Origin of the sequence: Paenibacillus oryzisoli, from assembly GCF_001653565.1 — a bacterium.
GTDB classification, from domain to species: Bacteria; Bacillota; Bacilli; order Paenibacillales; family NBRC-103111; genus Paenibacillus_E; species Paenibacillus_E oryzisoli.
Genome location: NZ_LYPB01000087.1, coordinates 133,282 through 158,544 on the forward strand (window position 1 = coordinate 133,282; position 25,263 = coordinate 158,544).

Here is a 25,263-nt window from a genome sequence, read left to right on the forward strand (position 1 = left end):
ATTCCCATCTGTAGCATGCAAAAGACCTGGCAAATGCGTACTAGCTGCCAGGTCTTAATTTTTCTTTAATTTGTTTGATCGTCAATCCTTCTTCTTCTTTCATGATACGAATTTCCTCAAGTCGCTTTAGAGCGGTTTCCCGTGGATATCTTCTTGTCAATCGTGTATCTTCTTGTTCAAATAAGATCATTTCTTCTTCCGTATAATATTTAATCGTGCTGTATCGAACACCAGAAAGTTCAACCAACTCACTGATACTGACATACGCTGATGATGCTATTGTACTTAAACTTCGTTTTCTCCCCATATTTTTCTCCCTTAACTTGCTGTAATAATTGAACTATAACCCAGAGTCTATATTTTGGATTGCCACATCAATCGTTTTAATTTTTCCATACAAGTCCTCTTTCCGCAGTTCTACTAGTCGTTGCTTTAATGTTTTTTGTTCGTAATCAGAAAAATAATCGTTCAGCATATTTTTAATATTTAAAAATAACACCAAAGCTACAGTGTGGTCTTCTACATTTCCCTTCTCTAATAGCTCAGCTCGAATCTTCTCCACAATGTGATTGCGAGCATTTGCGACATCTGCATATTTTTTTACGGGAACAATGAATAAAACCTCTGTATCTTGTATCTCAAGAACACCTTTATCTACAAGGCTTTCTACAACCATCTTATATATTTCTTTCTGTTTAAAATAATAAAAATAGGAAACCCATGCCTTTAGTTTCTTTGGTTTTTCAGAAGCAATAATAGCAAGCAATCTGTCCAGATAGGGTTCACCTGTGGATGCTGAGTTCGAAATCCTAACCGTATCATCTTGATCAAAGGCAAGATTGCCATTCATAGAAAGTTCCACCATACAGGCCATTACTGCATACAATCCAACATGCATACGAAAGATTGACTTTAATTTATTCGTATCACGATCTAATGCAAGTAAGACAAACTCTTGGGGAATTGATAAGTTTTTCAACATGTCTGCATCATCCTTTCTCACATTCACTTACTGCTTACTACTTACTACTTATCACTTACTACTTATCACTTACATTAATGTACTGTATATAATATGTCAAAGCATTTCTGTGTTGGTTAAACAAAGTAGCACTGGATATAAAAAAAATCCCCGATTAACAGGGATGTTTTTACATGGTTATTATGTCGATACATAACTTCTGACTTTCATGCTCTTTAGTGCCAGTTCGATGCTAATATGTTAGCACCAACCTCTCTCTGGCCAATCAGAACCATAAATGGTTGGAAATAGTGCCAACATAATAACGCCACTAGGTCATTTGGCTGTAAGGGATGGTAAAATCTGTTAGGCCTTCGAGCATGGATGCCCCGATCGCTTCCAGATGATCATTTAGTGTAATGGGATTATAATTTGCCAATGACAAATCCACATAACGAACTTTTCCTGCTTGAACCGCGGGAAGTGTTAACCATGCCTCGTCTTCCAGCAATTGGCGAACCCGCGCAGCATCAGGACCAAATGCAGGCAGAGCCATGAAGATGCGATCACTGGAATACGCATGAATGGATTCGAGTGAAATACGCTTCCATTTCATTTGAGAATCATTTGACATCAACTCACGGACACGATCTGGTGGTTCGAAACCTAAACCGTTGTATAGTGTATGACCGAAATGATGCCCCGTATAAACAAAGAGTCCATGATGATAGACGAACGCTACTGCTGTCTCCTTATGCCCAATCTGATCTTTAAGTGTTCGTTGCCAATATTCAGAACGGTTCGCATAACTGGAAATCCACTCATTCGCCGCCTGCTCTTTTCCGAATAAAGCCCCTAATTTACGCATTCGGACATTGACATTATCCTTCCAGTTGATGTCCAGCGATGTGGCAATCCGCCGAAACTCACTTACAAGCGCTGGAGGCGTATAGCTTGGATAGATGATGAGATCAGGCTTGAGAGCAATCAATTCCTCGATATCGATAGGTTCTTTCAAGGAAAGAATGCCCTCGGTATGCTTTTCTAGCAAGTGATGAATGCTACTATTAGCGGCAATAGGACGTAAACCAAGGGATAACAATTCACCAAGATACTGAATACAAACGATTCGTGGCGGTTTGGCTCCCTGCTCTTTGAATTGATTTGCGAAATCCCCGTCATTTTTTTAAACCGTCGACTATAATAAAACTCATCATGGAATCCGACTTTTCCCGCGATATCACGAAGACGAGCACCTGGATTAACGGCTAGCAGTTGTTTGGAAAGGACGATGCGGAGCGCGGTCAAATAGTCCATTGGCGTCTGTCCTGTAAGTGATTTGAATACTTGACCGTAGTGCCATCGCGTCATATGTGCATCAAGAGCCAATGTACCAATCAGCATATGCTCATTATAATGTTCATGCATGTAGGAAATGGTCTGTTCAACGGCAGTCTCATCTTCATACCGCTCTTCATGGTGCCATTGACTTTGCATATCCTCAATTTTCCATAGCTCATCTGTTTCCATAGAAGCATGTTCTTTCCATAATTGCAGCATCAATTGCTGGAATAGAATATGGTTTTGCAGCGCGAGTATACCACCCTCTACGTTGCGTTCTAGTAACATTCTAAGTTTTCTATGCAAAGAATCTCGTTCATCGAAGCTGAACTCTATTGTTTCTTGGGGAGATCCCCACAAATCATTAGTTGACTGATAATGCAGGAGAAACAGTTCATAACTCGGAGACCCTTGTATGTCTATGTCTACTTGAGTACCCGGTGGCAACTTCAAACAAGTTCCCTCAAAACCTTCATAGATTCTTCCCCTGATTTCGAAGGTGGCCTTTCCTTGCGTTATTACTAGTAGCCCACTGTATGTCAAATGAAATAATATGGCGCCCTGCTGATCGCTCAGCTTGTCATGCCCTTCATCAAGTGTCCATCTACGGATTTCCTTTAATTCATACATCGGCGGCGAAGCATAGGTCTGGGTTTGATCAGTGTGCAAGTTCAACGCCTCCGCAATTGAGAATGAGTATCATTTATAATCTAGTATAAAAGATTTAGTCGAAAAAAAGAAGCCATCTTGGCGTCAATAACGTCAAAGATAGCTTCTTTTTTATCATTTTTGTAATAATACTTTAGGCATCTCATCCAATAACCAATCCAAAGTTAAAGGATCATTTAGTCCCCACCGCGTGCCAACGACATGGGCTTTTCCGTTTTTAACTGCGGGAACGTTCTTCCAGATCGGACTGCTCAGAAGATCATCCATTTCTGGGACAGTCTTTCCATCCATCTTTGAAGACACGATGAAAATGTGATCAGCTGCATATTCCGGAAGTACTTCCAGTGATATTTCCTTCCATAAGGCATTCGGTTCATTGGCAAATAATTGCTTAACTTTGTCAGACTGCTTAAATCCTAAAGCATCGTACATCGTTGGACCTAAACGCTGAGTTCCATACACATAGAGTTTCTTGTCAGAGTGAAGGACGAAAGCAGTCGCAGTCGTACCCTCTTTGACAATGGAGCTAACTTCTTCTCTCTTCTTCTTCACCTTAGCATCGTACGCACTTAGCCATTTGTCCGATGCACCTTGAACCCCTGCTACATCCCCCAGTTTCTTCAAACGCGTGAATGTATCTTCGCTATAGTTCATAACTACGGTTGGTGCAATTTTGGAAACAGCTTCGACTACTTTCTGATCAAGGAAATTCGGTAAAATAATGAGATCCGGATCCAATGCTACGAGCTTTTCCGCATTTGGATTAACGCCATCCCCACCGATATCTGTGATTCCCGTCAGTTGCTCAGGTGTTAAGGAAAGCTTTGCATTTAAGAAGTTCGTGCCAATGAGTGGTCCGTTCAGAGCTTTCATCTCAGCTGCAAAATAGTGAGCAGCAATCCGAGTAGGATGAGCTGGTATCTCAACTTCTCTTGAAATCGCATCTTTATACACTCTCTTGGAAGCTTGCTCTGCAGGAGCTGCAGATGTTGTAGACGCTAGTGACGGCGAAGCCGTTTCATTCGATGGCTTTGTCCCAGCTCCTGCGTTACCACAAGCTGCAAGAATGGACAACATCAGGACTAGCAATAAAGAAGAACATGCAGATTTGGACAAGATTCGTTTTAACATAAGGACCTCCGTTTGATAATCATTCTCAATCAAGTTTTTATTCTAATCCCTCCTCCAAAGTAAATCCATGGACATTTGTTGTTATTTTTCAGACAAATTTTGCATAAGGTCTTGAGCCACTTTTCTCAATTCCTTCTTCCGTGCGTATGTCGGCGTAAGGTAGGAACTCGCTATTCAAGGAATATAGTTTGACTACATAGCGAAGAGACATCCTTATTATCGGATGCCTCTGTCCATAGTACTAACAACCTATTAGACGATTTCAACTCCTGCACACCCCCAGCAACAGCTGAAGGTCCTTCCCTTGTATTTACAATTTATTAATCCTACCCTGCAGTGTAAAACTAAATGAATAGCTCTTATCAGCTAAAAGTAAAAACTGCGGATGCGGTTTAGACCCCCAACTGTCGTCACCACCGACACCCATTTGACGATAGTTGATACGAACAACAGTTTTATCGCTAACTGGCAGTTTATAAACATGATCATTAGCCTCAAGCTCGAATGGTGTATAGGGCAGCACGTTAAGATCGAAGATGGGTTCCCCTGTTAGGTACAGCGTGACACCGCCTTGATTCGATATTGCAGCTCGACGTACATCCATCTTGTTACCACACTCTTGTGGTCTCAGATATGGCACGAACTGATCGGCCACTTTGACCTGGTGATGTCCAAGCTTTGCGCTCAACTGACGGTCCCAGTACGATTCATGAGGGCCCTTGCCGTACCATTCCAGATCGCTGTAAGAGCCATCCATATTAAACATGATGCCAATCTCGGGAATTTCATTCAGATTTTTACCTGGAATCAGTTTCTGCTGAATTTGGATCGCTCCATTGCCAAGAATCGTATACGACATCGAGTAAGCCGATTCTGAAGTCGTAGGCAGCACATATGCCGTATGGACGATGATGCGATCAGTAAGTGTCTCCCAGCGCAATGTTTGTAGAATACGCGCCTCCCCTGCTCCTCGCCACGTTGCGCAACGCTCATGTTGCTTATTACCCCGGTCATTATCCGTATAAGCCCGCCAGAAATTCGGTGCGATCCCGCTTTGTAGTAGTTCGTTTCCCCCAACTTTATAAGAATACAGACTGCCATTTGTCGTATCGAATGCCGCAGTGAAGCCTTCGCCGCTAACTCGCAATGTGCCCGATTGCACCGCAACTTGAACCGGATTGTAACTCATAAGTGGCTCAACAAGAGCTGGAACCGGCTTTACAGCAGGAAGCACGAATTGTTCAAATGCCACTTCATGACCGGCTTCCGCCCATTTCTCGGTTCTCTTCGTCACAAAACAAATAGTGAGCACGGCTTCTCCTAGTTGTTCGCGTTTAGGTAGATCAAGTGTGATCTCGCTGCTATCAAGAGGCGCTAGGGATAAGGTCATATTGCCTTCTGCGCAAACTGTTCCTTCTATGGCGATCGTCCACAGTAACAAATAGGCATCCAAATTCGTAAACAAGTTTTTATTGGTTATATGATAAATACCTAGTGAGCCATCAACCTCGCTAATCGCTATATTTTCATAGCATTTCTTAGCTTCAATTAACTTTGGTGTAATGGAACGGTCGGCTAGGAGTAGTCCGTTACCACAAAAATTACCGGAGTGTGGTGATTCGCCGAAATCTCCGCCATATGCCATAAATTTCTTACCGTCCGAACTTGTTTGCCAGAGACTTTGGTCTACCCAGTCCCAAATAAATCCACCTTGTAGGATCGGATAACGATCAAATAACTCGGTGTATAAATGCAAACCGCCAAGGGAGTTACCCATCGCATGGCTGTACTCACACAAGATGTAAGGCTTTTTGGGTCCAGCCTTTTTGGCATATTGAATTAAACCATCTGGTCTTGTATACATATAGCTTTCAACATCCGTTGCAGCGGCAGATTCCTTCCAATTCACAACACCTTCGTAGTGAACAACGCGTGTCGGATCTGCTTCGCGCAGGAAATCATGCATTTTAATAAAGTTATCACCACCGAAAGCTTCATTGCCAAGCGACCACATCACGATGGATGGATGATTCTTATCCCGCTGCATCATAGAATTCGCACGGTCAATTACATTCGCTGTCCATGCCGGAATACTGCCAGGTACCGTCGTAGGAAGCAGTTCCGTCTGACCACCGCTCCAAGTGCCATGTGACTCCAGGTTGGTTTCGTCAATGACATATAAGCCATATTCGTTACATAACTCATACCAGCGCGGATTGTTCGGGTAGTGGGATGTACGAACCGCATTGATATTGAATGACTTCATAATCTTAATATCTGTTATCATATCTTCTATCTGTATAACGCGGCCTGCATCGATGCAGAACTCATGACGGTTGACGCCTTTGAAGACGATTCGCTGTCCGTTAATTAACATCAGTCCATCTTTAATCTCAAATTTACGGAAGCCTGTCTGAGTGCTGATTGTCTCTAGCAGATTGCCATTCGCATCTCTCAAACTGATAACTAACATGTAGAGATGTGGCTGCTCTGCAGACCATTTCCTTGGATTAGCGACTTGGCACGATACTTCTACATGCGCTTCATCCATATCGCTGCCAATTGTTGTAGTAACCTTCATCGGATGAGCAAATACAGCGTTATGATCTGTATCATACAATTGGGCTTCCAGTGAAATTGAACCTAAGTTTTCTTCCCAATAGTTCATGATCGTTGCTTTCAGATTGAGCTCTGCATCTTGGTATGCCTCATCAAGCTCCGTTGTTACGAAGAAGTCGTAGACATGCGCCTTTGGTACCGTATATAGGTAAACATCGCGGAAAATCCCGCTCAGCCGCCAAAAATCTTGATCCTCCAACCAACTCGCATCGCACCAACGGTACACCTCGACCGCAATCGTATTCTCGCCTGCTCTCAAATAGGGCGTAAGGTTGAATTCAGCCGGAGTAAACGTATCCTCACTGTAACCCAAGAGCTCACCATTAACCCACACGTAGAATGCGGACTCCACACCTTGGAAACTAATAAATACAGGTTGTTCTTCCCAATGGTCAGGTATTGTAAACGTACGGAGGTATGAACCTACTGGATTGTATAAAGTAGGCGCGAACGGTGGTGCAAGATCCGGTTCTGATGTCTCCCATGGGTATCGAAGATTCGTATACTGCGGATAATCGTAACCTTGCAACTGCCAGTGTCCAGGTACTTGAATGTCCGCCCATTCATGATGATCGAAACTGTTCTCATAGAAATTCTTGCTACGCTTGGATGGCGACTCCGCGAAAGCAAACTTCCATGTGCCATTCAGTGATAGATAACTGTGAGATGCAGAGTGATTATTCTGCAGCGCTTCTTCTACGGAATCGAACGGCATCAGGGTTGCGTGTGCCCTCATTCGATTTCTTTCAAAGATGTCAGGATTATTGTTCCATTCCGGATAACCGTTAGACGGCGGGGTATACTTGAACTTCTGTTTCACCATGGTAACCTCTTTCATCTTTGATATAGAAAATACAATAACCCGACAGATAGACACCTCCATTAAAGGTTCCTACTTTCGGGTTACCGTTTATTACATGGGATTAAACCTATTACCTATATGGCCTATATTATTTATTTTCAGCAAGGAAGGTGTTAATTTGATTTTGAACTTCAGCTTGAACTTTTTCCACGCCTGCTGCTTTTAGTTGAGACTGCAAATCTGCCAATCCTTTGTCCGTTTCTTTAACGAGACCGTATTCAAGCGGCAATCCGTAGCGAGTCATCACATTGCTAACATTGGAAACTTCATTAACCACTTTCGAGTTATCAAACACGAACGTTTCTAGTTTGAAATGCGTAACTTGCGATTTCCATTTGTTCTCGATGTCTTTCGCCACTTGCGGATACGTCGTCTCGATGCGATTTAATGGAGATTGGAAACTCCAATTCGTAAAGGTGTTGAAGCTTCCGAATTTATCCGATTTCGTAAATTGGTCGCTGCCGACAGCCGTATAGTGCGTACCGTCGATTCCGTACATCATCAGATCATGAAGCTGTTTGTCATTTTGCAATAAATCAAGCACCATAAGCGAGCGTTCCGGAGATTTGGATGTTGCATGGATGGCCATCCCGTTTTGTGTCGAGATTGCCGTTGTTTTCTTGCTGTCTGGAGCGATATCCGCTATGCCGACTTTCCAATCGGGGTGAACGCTTTTGACAGCGGATACAGATGAAACACCTGAAGATAATGTATGGGAATAGGACGCGATTTTACCGGATTTGAAATCCTCAGACTGGCTACCTTTGTATGTCAGCACATCTCTCATCCATGCGCCATTGTCAGCAAGATTTTTGTAATACGTGAGCAATTCTTTGAATTCTGGCGTGTCGTAGACGTTGAACACTTTCCCCGTCGCATCTCCGATGCTGAACGCGAAAGGTGTACCGTCAATCATCTTCCAATTGTTCTTTTGCACTAACAATGGCGTGTCAAGCGCATGCATACTTCCAAGAGTCGGTCCAAATGGCGTAGTTCCTTTTTCATTTTTCACAATTGCATCCGTAAATTTCGCGTACGAGGCAGCATCCGTAATCGGTGGCAAGTTATATTTCTCGCGCAAATCTTCGCGGTAAATAACGAGCTTCTCTTTATACTCATTCGCGATATTATAAGGAACCATGTAAACTTTGCTCTTAACTCGCGCTTGGTCCCATTTCACTTTATCCATCGCTTTCCAAGTTAGCGGCGCATATTTGGAAAGAGAAGCGTCCGTCAGTTCAAGGAAACCGCCTTTATTGGCTTGGTCAGCATAACTTGCCCAGTTGGCCGTAAAGACGAGATCAAAGTCTTCATTCGCAGCAAATTTAAGCGGATATTTCTGCTTCCAGTCGGACCAATCCAAGAACTCTGTTTCAAGTGTAGCGTTTACTTTTTGTTTCAACACTTTGTTGATTTCACCGAACACGAGATCGTAATCGGCTGGCTTCGGCCCGAGCAAGATCATCTTCAAGGTAACAGGTTTGGAGGTATCAATACCCCCCTCATTCGGTTTGGTAGAAGCTGTACTTTGGGCATTGTTTGTACTGTTGCTAGTTTTGTCAGTATTTCCACAAGCGCTAAGCATCATAGATGCTGCTAATAGACTCGCTAATACAATCCCCACTGATTTTTTTGTTTTCATTTTGTTGCTAACCCCTTTCGATTCCAGTTGTCGTAGTTATATTGATAACCAGGTTTCCCTGAGATTACCCCTTTACAGCACCGATTGTTAAACCTTTTACGAAATACTTTTGGATAAACGGATAAGCAAGGAAGATTGGACCTGTCGCAACGACAGTCATCGCCATTTTTAAGCTTTCTCCAGGAATCGTGACCGACATGCCAGCGCCGGAATTTGCCATCGCATCTCGCATCCCCTCCAGATTCCCTAGCATCTTATACAAGTAATATTGCAGCGGCATCAGCTTCGAGTCGGAAATAAACAACAATGCCATGTACCAATCATTCCAGTGACTGAGCGCGATGAACAAACCGATCGTCGCCAGCGCGGGCTTGGAAAGCGGAAGAATCAAATTCAGAAAGATTCGAAAATCACCAGCGCCATCTATTTTGGCTGACTCCGATATCGCATCAGGAATACCACTCATGAAAGCTCTCATCACAAGAATGTTGAACACATTCACAAGGGTAGGAAGAATAAGTACGATCAACTTATCTTTCATGTCCAAGTAGTTGACAATGAGCAGGTACCACGGGACTAGCCCTCCACTGAACAGCGTGGTGAAGAAGAAGTAAAAGGCAAAATGATTTCGGTACTTAAAATCTTTACGGCAAAGCACATAGGCGGTCATTGCAGTCAGGAATAAGCCAACTACTGTACTTACTACAGTAACCGTGATGGTTACACCGTAAGCTCGAAGTACTGCTTCTGGAAATTCGAAGATCAAGCGATAAGCTTCTGTCGAAAATATTTTCGGGAATATGCTGTAGCCTTCTAATCGAATCGCATTCTCATCGTTGAAAGATGAAACCAGAACGATCCAGAATGGTATGATGCAGATGAATGCCATCATAATTAGCGTTGTGTAACCGATGATGGAGAGTAAGAACCTATCCTTCTGTAGGCCGCGTTTAACGGCTGTCGCTTGCATATGAATGTCCTCCCCTGCTTAAAATAAAGCGCGATCCTTATCGTATTTGCGAACTGCATAGTTAACTAACAGAATGGTTACGAAGCCTAGCAAGGATTGATAGACACCCGCAGCGGCAGACATGCCAATTTCGTTGGTTGTCATCAGTAACCGGAAAACAAATGTATCAATTACGTCTGTCGAAGAGAACAACATACCGTTGTTGCCGACCAAGTTGTAGAACATTCCGAAATCGCCTCTGAAGATGTGACCCACAGATAGCAGGACTAGAATGGTGAGTGTCGGTATTAAATTCGGTATCGTCACTTGAAAGATGCGTTGAAACACGTTCGCGCCATCTATTTCAGCTGCTTCGTACATTTCCGTGTCGATGCTCGTAATGGCTGCCAGGTACATTACCGTGCCGTAGCCGAGCGACTTCCAGATATGGAAGAACAACAAGATATACGGCCAATACGCTGGCGAATTGTAAATATCAATTTTCTCCATACCGAACGATGTCAATATGTTGTTGATTGTACCAATGTCGTAGCTGAAGAAACTGTAAGCAATTGAACCAACGACCACCCAAGAGATGAAATATGGTAGGAACATGGCGGATTGGATGATTTTGCGGAACCACTTACCTCCAACTTCAAACAGCAGTATGGCCGCCGTGATTTGTAGGATGTTGCCGATGATAATAAAGCCTAGGTTATACAAAGCCGTATTCCGCGTCACCAGCCAAGCGTTGCCGGATTGGAAAAAAAATTTAAAATTATCCAACCCTGCCCAAGGACTCCCAAAAATTCCTCCAGTGTAGTTATACTTCTTGAAAGCAATTACGATCCCAGCCATCGGGATATATGAAAATAGTAAGCATAGAAGCACAGTTGGCATTATCATAAGCAGCAAAGTTCTATTCTTTACTAGTTCATGCCAGATTCTTTGTTGTCTCTTTATCATAGCTCCTTCTCCTCTCTCTGTTTCTAATTATAGAGGGATCGTGAATCCGATATCATTTAGCAGAACAACTAAAATTAATACTAAATCTACGAATGTGATCATAGTTTCATTTTCATCTCGTACTCATAAAAAAACAGCAGAGCATCATCCCTCTACTGTTCATCCGTCATAACCGTCTTATATCTTGTTTTTTTTACGATAATCTCGCGGGGTCATACCCGTAGCCTGTTTGAACGAGCGATTAAAATAAATGACATTCTTGTAACCAATTTTGTCAGCGATTTCGTATACTTTCATCCGTGGATCATCAAGCAGCTCACAAGCACGCTTCATACGGACGTTATTCATGTAGTCACTGAACCCCATTCCCGTCTCCGCCTTAAACAAATGACCGAGATAATTAGGCGTAAAGTCGAATTTCGCGGCAACTTCCTTCAGCGTCACTTTGTTCTCGATCAGTCCTTCCACATAGTTCATAATATCCGCAATCAATTTGCGATCCTGTTTCCGTCTCTTCATAAAAAGCAACTCAGACAACTCGAATAATCGTCTACGCAGCCAAGATACGATATCATTCATCGTTTCAAACTCGAACAGAATATCAGGTTGATGGGATTCCCAATTGAGAAGTTCATATAAATTCTCGTTTAATTGTTGCAAATCACCATGTAGTTTCGATGTCATACGGATGATTAGATCATAGGCCTCACTCTTGCGATGAGGTGCAAAGTCAGGACGGAATATAGCCATTAAGCTGTCATCAATCTTTACCAGATCATAGTCGAGAATGGCTTTAAATAACTCTTCGAAAATCCGTTCTACATGTACAGTTTCCGTTCTAGCGGGTTGTTCGGAGGTGATCTCGCGAATCACTCTGTTTTTACCCAACATCCACTTGATACTGAGCGCCATCTCTGCTTGACGATAGGAGGTATGAAGCTCAACTTGGCTGTACGCACGAATGCCTAAGCCAACAGTTATGGTGAACGGGAACACCTCCCGGAAAGTACGAATCAACTCTTCAAGCCCTAATTCGATGCTACCCGTCGACAGTAGAACGAACCGATTGGCAAACCCGTTCAATAGAATTCCAAGTCCGTTCTTCTGCACTTTTTCCATCAGGTACTGTTCCAGTCTTGTCCATAATGCACGGCGCTCCTCTAAGATCAATTCCTTGGAATGTCTTTCAAAGTCATCTACCTCAATTAGAGCTACCACAGTCCCTTTCTCGATAAAAGGCGCCACAAATGCACTCAGTCGCTCCTCAACTGCGTTCGGAGACGCTTCTTGGAACCAACGAAGCAGTAGTTCCCGTTGTACGTAAGGCAATGCCTCAGACAACGTGGAGCGTTGACGACGATCCTCCTCGACTTTCGAACACAAACCAGCAATCATTGTAGCTAGCTCATCGTCATCGACAGGCTTTAATAAATAGTCATAGGCTTCTAATTGCATAGCTTCCTTCGCATAGTTGAAATCTTCATGTCCACTTATAAAAGCAATTCGAACCTCAGGGTTGATGGCTCGAGCTTTACGCGCAAATTCGAATCCCGACATAATCGGCATACGGATATCTGATAGAATAATATCTACACGTTCGTCTTTCATAAAATCAAGAGCGGCAAAACCACTCTTCGCAGTTCCAACAACTCGCAGTCCTTGACATTGTGTAGCTTCGACCCGAACCCGCAGCCATTCCAAATCAATGGCTTCATCATCGACAAGTAAAATATGAATGTTCATGAGGGATCACCGCCCTTTCCTGTGTGTTCTAGTGTGTAACTCGTAATATCAACCTCTGGTAACGTATTCATGCTAAATGGCAATATAATCTGCACAGTCGTCCCACCGCCGAAAATACTGGCAATTTGCACGCCATATTCTGCTCCATACCGAAGCTTAATTCTTTCATTCACATTCTTCAATCCGTAAGCGTTAGATCGTAGTCCGCCGCGGAGCAACTTGTCGACGGTATCTGGCTGCATGCCGATACCATTGTCAATAATCTTGAGCTCCAGCACTTCACCGACCCGCTTCGCGGTAATACGAATTGCAATCGTTTCACCGAACCAAGCATGTTTGAACACATTTTCAACAAAGGGTTGTACCAATAGTTTAATAATTGGAACATCTTTAACTTCCGGGTCCATCTCCATATACACCTGAAACGCATCCGCGTATTTGACTTTCTGAATATCAAGATAGGCCTCAACTTGACCTAATTCTTTATGAAGCGGTATGAGAACTTGCCCCTCGTTCAACGTCAATCGGTAGAAGCGCGAGAGTAGCTTTACCATCTCTGTCACCTCGCGTGTCTTGCCCAAATTGCTTAATGAACTAATCGTTGACAAAGTATTATACAGGAAATGCGGATTTATTTGCGCTTGCAGCGCCTCAAGTTCTGCTTGTTTCTTTTGAACGCCTTGATTGTACACATCTTGAATTAGTTGCTGAATACTGGTTGCCATGCGGTTAAATGACCGGGCAATCAATTCAAACTCGTCGTTACCGTTTACGGAAATACGCTGTTCGAATTTCCCCTCCTGAAAGACGCTGATAAACGAGACAATACGTTTCATTCTTCTTCCAGATAATGTTGCTACGATAAACCCAATCATCCCCATCACGAGAAAACTTGATGCACAAATCAGTCCAATCGTCACTTGCAGCCGTTTCGCATCTTTATTCAAATAGTCGAGCGGTACACGAATTTCAAGAGCGAACGAAGTTCCTGCTATGGCTTCTCGTAAGTTCAGAAACTTGTCTCCTCGTTCCCCTGCAAGTTGCTCAAACAAAGTATGGCCTGTCTTCACATCATAGAATCGTAAGCCCAATCCCTGCTCGGGATATTTGGCTAAGTTGTCAAGCAAACTATTTAGATTAATCGTAATTTTTATATAGCCAATGACAGTTTTATAGTCCGTAAATAAGACGAGCTTCCGAAAGAGGGATACATTGCCCTGTTCCTGGTCCAGATTAGTTTGAAACCATAAATTATCTGCTCCTTCCTCTTGCAGGTGTTGAAACCACGAAGCTTCCTGCAGGACAGTAAAGGACTGAATAAAATAATCGCTTCTCGTGATGGGACTCGTGTCAGATGAGCCTACGGATTCGCCAATATCTGGGTTGACGGGGTACAATGTCAGTTTGATTGGACTGCCGAATAGTTCTAGGGGTGCTTGAAGCAGTGGAACCACTTCATCCAGTACGGTTAAGTACATGCTGCGCCGGTCGCTATGCTTCGTAAGCGCGCGTTGAAAGGGCAAATTACCAAATAAGAGATCAGAAATTCGCTGTATTTCTGCCATTCGGTACTCAGCATTATTGCGTGTCTGTTCAAGTGCAGCACGAATACCTGTCTGCGTGACTTCTGTACGAGACTTTACAAGCATGGTATAGGAAGCATAGCCGATCGCTGCGTCCGTTATCAGAACGATTAAGAGGTAAGGAATCATCATTTTATACGTAAACGGCATATATTTGCTTTTGAAGAATCGTCGTGCCATATGTGTGAGTCAACCTTTCTACAAACGAATTGCAGGTAGAGTTACGATTATACGCAGAACGTTGTCTTCCAGTTTAGCGTATACGTGTGATCCTAGAATATACAGTCAAACAACGATAAAGCGTATATTATCAACTATTTTATCAGAAAATGAAAAAACCGGAGACATATAATGTCCCCGGTCACTCTCAATTTAAGGATTCAGAATCGTAAAACTCCAGTTCTGGTTCAAAGAGCTCGATTCTGTCCACTGCATATTAATTGCGCCATCTGCAGTAGAGCCCGCGGACAATCCAAGCATTCTACCACTATTTACATTTTTGAGTTTGTAGTAGACGCCGTCTACATCGACAAGTTGCCATAGTTGACTAGTAGAGCTGTTCCCTGGGTTGATGACATTGCTTGCGCCATTTGCCGTGGAAGAGCCGGCAATATCCATGTACGAGCCGCTGTTTACGTTTTTGATTTTATAATAGCCATTTGTATATTCGAATTGCCAAGACTGGCTTATCGCACCTGTATAAGGACGCTGTTCAACATTCGTACCAGCTGCTATTGCGTTCCCTACTGTACCGAGAGACTTCATGCTGTTGCGGTTGATAATCGAATACGTCTTCGTCAAATCAATCGGTGCAACAGCGTCGAGACGCCATGTTTGGTTAGCCGAACCGCTTTCTGCCCACTGAATAACAGGAGCACCGTCTCCCGTCGAACCACCGCTCATGCCTAAAGCTTTGCCGCTATTGCGGTTCTTGATAATAAACTTACCGCCACCTGCGTCGACAAGCTGCCATTGTTGACTAGTAGCGCCGCTAGTTGTCCATTGAATGCTTTGTCCACCATTTGCAGTTGATGCGCTTTGAATATCCATGTACTTGCCGCTGTTCTTGTTACGAATATTGTAGTAGCCAGATCCCGCCTCAACAAATTCCCATGATTGGCTAGCTGCTCCCGTATAAGGACGCTGCTCGAGAGTTGCGCCATCCGTTATCACATTGTTCGTGATGCCAAGTGCCTTACTCGAGTTGCCGTTCACGATCGCATAAGTTAACTGCGTATCTACAGCAGATGCAGGAGCAGTTGCCGTCCATGTTCCAGCTGCCAAGTCAATATACCATTGTTGATAGCCATTAAGAATAGGCTTGCCAGCACTATCGAAAGTTAGCGGATACCATTGATTACGGCCAGGACCATAACTGCCAGGCGTACCATCACTATTCTTCATATTGTTCCACCGGTCGCCAATGAACAGATAAGTCGTACCTGCCGTTCCTTGAATGGCGAAAACTTGATCAAATTGTGTATCAAACGAATTCCCACCTGTAGGACTACTTCCCGAATATGTGGAGCCGTTCCATGAGGTAGTACCTATCTTGGTAGCTGAACTCCAAACACCCGTTACACTTGAAGCGGTATAGTAATACGTTGGACTGGATTTCCAACCGTTGGTCTCGGATGCTAACATATAGTACGTGGAACCTACTTTAAATAACGTAGTCGCTTCTTTATTCGGAGCTACCGATTCAAATAGTTTTACAGGCGTAATCGTAATTTCATATTCATTACTTGCATTCAAAGCTGTATCCACTCTACCGATATAAATGCCAGAATTATAATCAGGTTGGTAGGTACCATCTGCTCGCAGTTTGGTTGTTAGTCTTCGGTCAACGGTTTGCGTAATGTATGTAGTACCGTCAGTATCTGTAAAAATCGACCCAAGATCACCATTTCCAAATAATCCACCTGGATTCTCAATGACCTTTTGGAATTCAAAAGGCCCTACTGGCGAATCACTGTACCAGATTGAAACGGAAACACGGAAATTACAGCAGCCCCATTCCAAGTACATCACATATTTACCTAGTTCGCTGTTGTACTGGACTAATGGTCTGCCAAACCATTGATTGAGGTTGAACGTGCCTGCGCCAAGCTTTGCATCAATGGATGGGAAGTCAACAATTTCCCTATGTGCCGTCCAGTTTACAAGATCAGTCGAGGAGTATGCACTCACTTTCTTTTTCCAATTTGGATTTAACGTTATTCCATCAGCTAATTTCATGGGCTCTGACGCGTCCAAGCCGTACCAATAGTAGGTATCTGATTCTTTCATCATCCAGCCGCCTTGAGCCCAGATGGGATCACCATTCGTTGCGTTCTTATTTACAGCGTTTACAATCGGCGTCGAGGCAGCACTCGCTGGCTGTGCATATATAAAGCTAGTCATTGCAATCAGTGCTGCTACAAGAAACGCAACCATTCTTTTCGAAACAAAAGACTGAATCTTCTTCTTCATGAGGGAATACACCTCTCCTTGGTTTAATTTGATAGAACATTTCGTCTGGCCTAAATTTTAGGTGGTTTTTCCGGATAAAACTGAATTTACTCGTATCTCGCTCTCTTTACTTTGTCCCCCTTCTCATCATATAAAGCGCTTTCTTACTCTTTACTTTATAGATTTTTCGACAATTTTCATATGGAGGTATACAACGAAAACTAAACGTTTTCAACTATTTTACAGCGGGAAGAAGCCACTTTGAGGCTAAAAAACACAAAATCGACTGCTTTTGAGATCAGCAGTCGATTTACATGGTTATTCAATTTATCTTGTGCTTCGTTTGAGTAGCACAATCCCGTTAACTGGCAGATCGATTACCCCATCTACCGCCTCATTGGACTCCAAATACGTGTAGTTTCTGTCATCAAGCGTAATCTGTTCACTTTGACCACTGAAGTTCATAACAAATACATAATCTGTCTCCCCATCCGTTCGAACCTGAACGGTTACTCCCTGAGGGAGATGCGTATTCAATGATCTAGCAACACCTGTCTGCTCAACCACTTTGGCGTAAAAAGATTGAAGAAAATCAGCCTTTAGCCGCGTAGCCATATAATAGGCTTTCCCTTTTCCAAATGAATTTACAGTAAGTGCCGGTTGGCCAGCATAGAAGCTATCTGTATAGATACCTAACACCTCTGCACCTTCGGTATGGATCACTTCACAGATTTCATGGGATTCGAAAGTGCCTGTTAATCCTAATTGATTATCTGGTGACATCGTTAAGCCATTACGATCGTGGTCATACAAGCCTTCAATTTCCTCCGCCCAAATGCCAAGCGTTGTTCGCAGGGGTCCCGGAAACCCACCCAGATGACAGAGATCATGCTCGTTCACAATACCAGACCAGTACGTTGTTACCAGTGTGCCACCTTGCTCAACGAACTTTTCGAGTCTGCGTCCCGTCTCTTCCCGACAAAGATACAACATAGGCGCTACAATTAGCTTGTATGCAGATAGGTCATCCTCTGAGCCAAGAATGTCGACGGGTACACCTTGTTCCCAGAACGCTTGGTGATGCGCATAAATGGTTTGCTCATAATGGATGCCCATGTTGCGAGGCCCTTGAGCGTCTTTAACCGCCCAGCGGTTATCCCAATCAAACAATATAGCAGTTTCTGCTGGCGTCGACGTGCCTACAACGTCGGAAATATTCGCTAATGTCTGACCCAACGCGGCTACATCTTTAAACACGCGTGTATGTTCATGTCCGCAATGATCAACGACGGCACCATGGAATTTCTCGCTGGATCCTCTGCTTTTACGCCATTGGAAATATTGTACAGAGTCTGACCCATGTGCTATGGCTTGCAGCGAGGACAATTGGTGCATACCGGGTTGCTTCAACTTGCTGACCGACTGCCAGTTCGTAAGACTAGGTGTGCTTTCCATCAGCAGGAATGGCTTCTTCTTCAGCGAGCGGAACAGATCATGATAGAAGGCAATATAAGCACCTAATTGGCTATCATTCTTCCCTTCATGCCATGTTGGATAGGCATCCCACGAAATAACATCCAACAGATCCGCAAACTTGCGATAATCCAAGCTTTCGATCAAATGCATATTCGTTGTAACAGGCAGCTCAGGATTCGCTCCCCGAACGGCATCAATCTCATGCTTGCAGAAAGCTACCGTTTGGTCCGAAACGAATCGACGCCAATCTAGATTATGCCCATGTACCATCATCTCTCCGTGAGGAGCAGGAGATTCAACCTGTTGCCAATCCGTGTACGTATGCGCCCAGAAGGAAGTCCACCAAGCCGCATTTAAAGCTTCCAATGAGCCGTATTTCTCTTGTAACCACGCTCGGAAAGCATCCTGACAATACCCACAATGGCAATCTCCGCCAAACTCATTGGAAATGTGCCAGCCGACGACAGCTGGATGCTGACCATATCGTTCAGCAAGTTTGCTGTTAATTATCCCTGTCTTCTCCCGATAAATCGGGCTAGTGTAGCAATGATTATGTCGGAGACCGTGCAAATTGCGTACGCGGTTCGCCTCTACCCGTCTAACTTCAGGATACTTTTCCGACATCCACGCCGGACGCGCCCCACTTGGTGTTGAAAGCCATGCATAGATGCCATTCTCAGCAAATGAATGCAAGATCCGATCCAGCCACTCAAACGTAAAAGTCCCCTCTGCAGGCTCTAGTGCCGCCCATGCAAAAATCCCAATTGCCATTACATTACAGCCTGCCAGTTTCATCAGGCGAATATCTTCCTCCAATACCTGTGGGTCGTGAAGCCATTGGTCTGGATTATAATCAGCGCCATGCATCATAACAGGCAGCTTAGGGCTAATTGGTTGAAATTTGATTGTCATAGTCAAATCATCTCTCCTCATTGGGAATCGTCTTATTCACTTATTCCTTTTGATTATAGGAGAAAAAGTTGATAAACTAGTAGAAAATACGAGATTAAAAATCGTACAAAATGAACATTGGTGGTGAAGGATCCCATGATGCCTTTTCTTCTAGCTGAATTTGCTTTACTGGAGAACAAGTTACCTCTCTATGTGTACTGTGTTGGCAGTCATGAACAGAAACATCTTCTACGCCCTGATGGCTATCCAACACATCAAATTTTCTTAAGTCGCAGCGGAACAGGCATATTTCGCATTGCGGGCAGTCGCGATATGGTGATGTCGCCAGGCACTATGCTCATCCTGCCTGCAGGTATACCTCATGAATATTTTGCAGATCAAAGTGAGGATGCTTGGGAGCTGGGTTTTGTTGCTTTTGGCGGGCCCACAGCGGGTTCCATTCTTGCTCATCTAGGAAACCAAAAAGCTACAATACTCAAGAAAACACAATTCCAATTGTACTGGCATAAGCTTGAATCCTTATGGCAACTCATCAATCTCAATGGTGAAAGCGGCTATTGGGAAGCATCTAGAAAGATGTATGATTTCTTGTTGACCATACTTGGAGACCAGACGACAGAAGAATCCAATCAGCGCATTAAACCAGTCGGGCAGTCCAATCCTGCTCTTCAAGAAGCGATTAAGTTCATACATGATCACTATAATGAACGCCTACAATTATCCAACTTGGCTAGAGCAGTTGGTTATTCAGTTCAACATTTTCACCGTCTGTTCGTAGCTATTTATGGCCTGTCACCTATGCTGTACATCCAACAAATTCGCATGCGTCGTTCTATCCAATTATTCGAAGAGAATCCTACGATCACCGTTGAGAAGGTTGCCCAGCAATTGGGAATGGAAACTAGCTATTTTATCCGAATGTTCAAACGAACGTATGGTCAGACGCCTAAACAATATTTTAAATAGGAAGAAGAAGCTAAGCATAGAACACTGCTTAACTCCTTCAATATAGACTTACTGGGTTGTGAGTATCAGATTGTCATAATGAAATACGCCTGTTTGCTGTTTGTACGCCTGCAGAACAACACGAAGCTGATTACTCGTCGGTGTAAAAGTAAGCGCGATCGTTTTCGTAGCATTCGTAAAATCCTGTGCGATGATCTGATTACCGTCATACACATACACATAGCCATATGTCGGATCACCTGTACGCCAGATGCTGCCTGTAAGGTTATATGGCTGACTTGGCGTAACCGTAACGATTTGTTCCACTTCGGAGATATCTGTCACACTGGGGTGCAAATTCAACGTACCACCTGTTACATCTGCAACACCAGTCTGCGTAGATTTCCAACCTTGTGTCGAGTTATTGACCAGTCCTGAGCTGAAATCGCCATTCTGAACTAAGTTAGCTGCTGCGGGATTCGTTGTAACCGCCAACAAGTTGCTCGCTGCCGAAATATTACCAGCAGCATCTTTGGCTTTAACATAGAAATTGTATGTTGTACTCGCAGTCAAACCTGAAACAACTGCTGTAGTTCCTGTGACAGTCGTGAATAAACTATTGTTTTTGTAGATATCATACCCTGTTACGCCAATATTATCCACGGATGCTGTCCAAGATAATTGGATGCTCGTATCCGTCTTGGATGGTGATACAAGGTTTGCGACTGTGCTTGGTGCAACCGTGTCCGCTACTGGAGCCGATGCACATGGGAATACGCAATAACCGGGATACTCCTCATTGGCTGCCCAACCTGACATCGGATAGGATTCTTGCTGCGTTACTGCACCTGATGTAGCGTATGGTTTAAAATTCACATAGTCAATTTCTAGTTGCGCTTCAGAGAAATTCGCTTTCCCTCCCCAATTTTTGGGGAACCAATACCCCAACCACAGTCGACCTGGTTTTGTTGGGATAAATTTCGTGGCATCTGCTGTGTACTTAATTACACCATCAACCAAGAATTGCACATAAGGAGCTATATTGTGTGCAGGATCAGCAATTTGCCAAATAATCTTGTACGTATGCCATTCATTATCGGATACATTCGTGCCCAAATTTGTATAATTCGTATGATATTCTGTCTCATTCTCACCTTGCCATGTGTTGAATAACGCTTTGTTAAATGTCATACCTGTATGCGTTGGACCAGGACGTCCTGGAAATTCCATATCAATTTCATTATTGCTTACCCAATAGTCAGCGTTAGGATCCGCGTTGAATTGCTCAGCTTCGGGGCTCGTCGCATCCATTTCTTGATAATGGAACGTCCAGATCGCAGGTACAGCGCCATGTGGCAACCCTTCATTGTTCGGTCCTGAAATGACTTTGGGTATTTTCATTCGCACTTCGTATTCACCAGACCCATAGTAACGAGATGTAGCAATCGCTGAACCAACGCGTTTCCCATCATTGCGAGGAACTCCATTGGTATTGATACCTAAAGGCAAGCCATTGTAATAATCTCCGTGAGCTTTGAGCAACAGATGCCCTTGACCATCTAGAGCCACATTATCTGGATGTACACCGCCGTTCCAACTTTGTCCATATACGTCCGAACTTCCGAGTATACCCCCCCAATTCTTCTTAGCTACTTTCCATTTGGAGCTATCCAACCAAGTCCCATCGAAATTATCTCGGAATTCGCCCGTTGTTGTGCCCCATCTCGTATTAATGGCATTGGCTGTTAAAGGGCGGAAATCCGAATCTTCCCAACCATCGTCTGGGAATGATTCAGGCATCCATGTATCGTTGGGCTCATGGTAGGGCTCAAACTCGAAATAATCGACAGCCATTTGTTTCACATCGAAGTTCGCTGAGCCGCCAGCCCATGCATCAGGGAACCATACGCCAAGCCATAGCCTTCCTGCGTTGGTTGGCAATGTTGTCGTATTCGTCGCGATATACTGGTCGTCAATATAATAATCTACTCGTGGCGTTTCACCATTGCCGCCAGTATGCCAACGATACTCAAATTTATGATAATTGCCATCTGCGATATGAATCCCTTTGGCTCCCAAATTCGCATAAATCGTCGAATATTCATGCTCACCTTCACCTGTAAATGTGTTCAATAGCGCTCTATCGTACGATTGACCGGTGTGCGGTCCTGCTGGTCTACCCGGTACTTCAATATCGATTTCATGATTGTATGCGTAATATTCCGGATAAGCTCCCGTTGCATCTGGCAAAAGGCGACCTTCTTTAAATGCACGTATATATTCCGGGTCCCCACTAGCCACTTTGACTCCGTTCTTCATGCCAACTGAGCCATTATATTCCTGATAATGAAAACTCCACATGGTGGAAGCAACACCGAGATCGGGAATGATTTTTGCAGACATCGTATATCTACCTGAGCCCATATAAGCTTTGCTTGCTATGGCAGCACCTACTCTTTTATTACCGCGCTCTACGGTATCAACATTGTAGGCAAGATGATACGGCGCAATATTCTCCTTGTTTTTATTGGGTTTATACAGCCCTTTGACTGGACCATTATATAGATCACCATGCGCTTCCAATAGTAGATTACCGTTCTCAACTTTCACATTCTCCGGCACGACACCGTTGTTATTAAGCCCGCCCCATTGTTTAGCGGCAATTAGCCATTTCTTAGGATCTAATGTATTTCCGTTAAAATCTTCACGAAGAACGCCTGTGTTCTCCTGTCCATAATAGTCGTATGCCTGTACTTTACCTTGTGGTAGTACACCAGTAATTAGGGTAGATAACAGTGCGATCGAACAAAGATGCCTAATGAAATTTACTTTCTTTGATTTGGCCTTACCAGAGAATTGTTGCATAGTCTATTATCGTCCCTTTCTTCAATTCAATTTTCCCCGCTACTGCAATGGATAATGACTGTGCTGATGGACTATGTCCGCACGGACTTTGAATGAATGAAGCTTAGACATCACCAACTCTTCAACTTCAGGTGCAGACATCCACTCTAGACATATTCTCGATGTATATTTTTCCCAATGATCTGCTTCACCTAGCAGCCCCGTCAGCACCTTAAATCCGCGTTCAAGGATAACATCGTTATCTAATGGCTGCTTCTCTTTCACATACATAACCCACTCAACGTCTCGCAGAGCAGTTTCAAATCGTAGAGTTAGCTCAGCAAAGTGAGCTGATGATCTTAACATTTCTGCATACCTATGCAACCAAGCATGTGGGAACTGACAATCCGTTAACAATTGCCGAGCTGCATAATAGTATTGAGCTTTATGTAAGTTTCCTCCTTTCTCCATAAGCTGTATCGCTTTCAAAAGAATCGGGTCTCCAGCTGCAAATGTGTGCGTCCACAGCTGATCGAACTCTTCTCGCATTGTCGCTGTGTGCCAGGAATAGCAAGCATGCGCTGACAATGGGTACCATTCCGTTTCCCACGGTTCTATGGAAGGAGACAAGGAATAGAATCGCGTCCAAGCTGAGGAAATCACACCTGAAAGACTTGATTCTTTAGCGAACTTTGCCCAGAATATCACATTCTGAATACGATCTTCTTGCTTCGCACACCATTGATTCGTGTGGTCCGCCCCTCGTACACATGAAGCTCCAAATATAATAGGAATTTGCTCCTTATACGCTTGAATCCATGGAATATTGTTGCTTCCATACAACGGATACTCCCCTTTGTCCCAGACAGAACGTATCGCTGCTTGTTCGCTTTCCGGTAAATCTTCCAGCCATTGATATTGAGGAATGAAGCCAGGGTCTTTCACCAACCATTGTTTGGATGAATAATATTTGCCAGACCACCATACCCAATTACTTTTGCCCATATCGTAATAACTCCATGAACAAAGCGCTGTTCCCTCCGGGAGCTCACTTATTCGATCAACACACTTCTCCGAATGAAACATATCGTCCCACATGATCGGTTGTTTACCCTGTCGGAGTACATATTCTGCAGCCTCTTTCACATAATGCAGGAAAAGGTCAACCTTCGTACGGGTGTCACCCCCTTCTCGCATCCAACTCTGGCAAGTTTCACAACGTCCAAGTGCCACTGCCTCATCAGCACCAATATGAATAAATCGACTATTCGGATGCAACGTGATGATCTCATCCACCATATCCTTAAATACTTGCAGAGAACCCGGATGACAAGGGCAATATTGAAATGTCAATCCATCTTCACACAGATGTCGGTAGGTTTGGTGTTTAAGAACAAAATCAACATGCCCCAAGCTTTGGATAAAAGGAATCACTTCCATGCCACATTTGTCAGCCATTGCAAGCATTTCACTAATATCTTGTTGCGTAAAGCCATTGGGATGATGGATATGGGGAAGGCTCTGATAGGGAAACTGATCTTCATATTCAATCAACAGGGTATTAATTCGTAAATGTGCCAACCTTTCAATCGTTTCTTTCACATATGACATCAAGGGAACACTTCCCTTGAAATCCAAATGATGCCCACGTAGGTCCAAATCTGGCCAATCCGCCAATCGCATGTTCGGAATGAACATCTTTGGCGATTCCTTGATTTTGACTGCCTCGTGGATCCATTGCTCCAAAGTGAACCACCCATATAAAAAACCTCGATACGTATGGGCTTGAATGCGCATACAATCATTCGTTACGGTACATGTATACCCTTCAAGATGCTGTGGTAGCTCTAAAGATTGAACATCAACATCCATGATGGATTCTTGTAGATTTAATTCCAATTGCGTTACAGCGATGTACGGGCAGTCATCCTCAATCAGTAGTATGGGGACGTTATACAAGGATTGAAACCTTTCTGCCATCCTATTGGCTACTGGGGTTGCAAGTTTTGGCGAACGGATCACGAGACCTCGATGATTTATCCAAAAGGAACCATTCCTGCGTTCAGCTTGTTTAACCCCTGGGAAAAACACCCAATTATTGTCAGTCAAGATGTGTCACTCCTTGATCGGATTGCCCCGGTCGATCTTTGAAACCAACCGGGGTGATGA

At 43.8% G+C, this 25,263-nt stretch carries 16 protein-coding genes; 1 reads left to right on the forward strand and 15 read right to left on the reverse strand.

Annotated elements, in window-relative coordinates:
* Positions 1–40 precede the first annotated feature (40 nt).
* The 13 genes from A8708_RS27730 to A8708_RS27790 all read right to left on the reverse strand — a co-directional run bounded on the left by A8708_RS27730 (position 41) and on the right by A8708_RS27790 (position 19,305).
* Positions 41–307: a MerR family transcriptional regulator gene (locus A8708_RS27730; RefSeq protein WP_068669075.1), complete on the reverse strand. Its 267-nt coding sequence runs from the start codon at positions 305–307 to the stop codon at positions 41–43.
* A gap of 33 nt (positions 308–340) precedes the next feature.
* On the reverse strand, positions 341–982 hold the full coding sequence (locus tag A8708_RS27735; protein ID WP_068669077.1) for a GOLPH3/VPS74 family protein: 642 nt from the start codon (positions 980–982) through the stop codon (positions 341–343).
* A 310-nt stretch (positions 983–1,292) separates the two neighbouring features.
* Positions 1,293–1,979 (reverse strand): ABC transporter substrate-binding protein, encoded by a 687-nt coding sequence (locus A8708_RS27740; protein WP_204787651.1) that lies wholly within the window; start codon positions 1,977–1,979, stop codon positions 1,293–1,295.
* 26 nt (positions 1,980–2,005) lie between these two features.
* Positions 2,006–2,971: a helix-turn-helix domain-containing protein gene (locus A8708_RS27745; protein WP_068669082.1), complete on the reverse strand. Its 966-nt coding sequence runs from the start codon at positions 2,969–2,971 to the stop codon at positions 2,006–2,008.
* 114 nt (positions 2,972–3,085) lie between these two features.
* On the reverse strand, positions 3,086–4,102 hold the full coding sequence (locus A8708_RS27750) for an ABC transporter substrate-binding protein (protein WP_157265075.1): 1,017 nt from the start codon (positions 4,100–4,102) through the stop codon (positions 3,086–3,088).
* A 310-nt stretch (positions 4,103–4,412) separates the two neighbouring features.
* Complete coding sequence (gene lacZ, locus A8708_RS27755; protein ID WP_338044246.1) at positions 4,413–7,544, reverse strand: beta-galactosidase, LacZ type; 3,132 nt, start codon at positions 7,542–7,544, stop codon at positions 4,413–4,415.
* A gap of 127 nt (positions 7,545–7,671) precedes the next feature.
* A complete protein-coding gene (locus tag A8708_RS27760; protein WP_068669086.1) occupies positions 7,672–9,225 on the reverse strand; it encodes an ABC transporter substrate-binding protein in 1,554 nt (517 codons plus the stop codon).
* A gap of 64 nt (positions 9,226–9,289) precedes the next feature.
* Positions 9,290–10,195 carry a carbohydrate ABC transporter permease gene (locus A8708_RS27765; RefSeq protein WP_068669088.1) on the reverse strand — a complete coding sequence of 302 codons (906 nt, stop codon included), beginning with the start codon at positions 10,193–10,195 and terminating at the stop codon, positions 9,290–9,292.
* An 18-nt stretch (positions 10,196–10,213) separates the two neighbouring features.
* Complete coding sequence (locus tag A8708_RS27770; protein WP_068669090.1) at positions 10,214–11,140, reverse strand: ABC transporter permease; 927 nt, start codon at positions 11,138–11,140, stop codon at positions 10,214–10,216.
* A gap of 177 nt (positions 11,141–11,317) precedes the next feature.
* On the reverse strand, positions 11,318–12,883 hold the full coding sequence (locus A8708_RS27775) for a response regulator (RefSeq protein WP_068669093.1): 1,566 nt from the start codon (positions 12,881–12,883) through the stop codon (positions 11,318–11,320).
* A complete protein-coding gene (locus tag A8708_RS27780) occupies positions 12,880–14,646 on the reverse strand; it encodes a sensor histidine kinase (RefSeq protein WP_068669096.1) in 1,767 nt (588 codons plus the stop codon). The genes A8708_RS27775 and A8708_RS27780 overlap by 4 nt, the downstream gene beginning before the upstream one ends.
* A 192-nt stretch (positions 14,647–14,838) precedes the next feature.
* Positions 14,839–16,938, reverse strand: a complete 2,100-nt coding sequence (locus A8708_RS27785; protein ID WP_068669098.1) for an RICIN domain-containing protein — start codon at positions 16,936–16,938, stop codon at positions 14,839–14,841.
* Positions 16,939–17,244: 306 nt separating this feature from the next.
* The gene (locus tag A8708_RS27790) at positions 17,245–19,305 is read right to left on the reverse strand and encodes a beta-galactosidase (RefSeq protein WP_068669100.1); all 2,061 of its coding nucleotides are present in this window, start codon (positions 19,303–19,305) and stop codon (positions 17,245–17,247) included.
* 135 nt (positions 19,306–19,440) lie between these two features.
* Here A8708_RS27790 and A8708_RS27795 point away from each other — a divergent pair, with 135 nt between their 5' ends.
* Positions 19,441–20,271, forward strand: coding sequence for an AraC family transcriptional regulator (locus tag A8708_RS27795; protein ID WP_068669102.1), 831 nt, complete (start codon positions 19,441–19,443; stop codon positions 20,269–20,271).
* A 48-nt stretch (positions 20,272–20,319) separates the two neighbouring features.
* On the opposite strand, the gene A8708_RS27800 is transcribed toward A8708_RS27795, so the two are convergent.
* Positions 20,320–23,115: a family 16 glycosylhydrolase gene (locus tag A8708_RS27800; RefSeq protein ID WP_068669104.1), complete on the reverse strand. Its 2,796-nt coding sequence runs from the start codon at positions 23,113–23,115 to the stop codon at positions 20,320–20,322.
* A 39-nt stretch (positions 23,116–23,154) separates the two neighbouring features.
* Complete coding sequence (locus A8708_RS27805; protein ID WP_068669106.1) at positions 23,155–25,203, reverse strand: family 20 glycosylhydrolase; 2,049 nt, start codon at positions 25,201–25,203, stop codon at positions 23,155–23,157.
* Positions 25,204–25,263 lie beyond the last annotated feature (60 nt).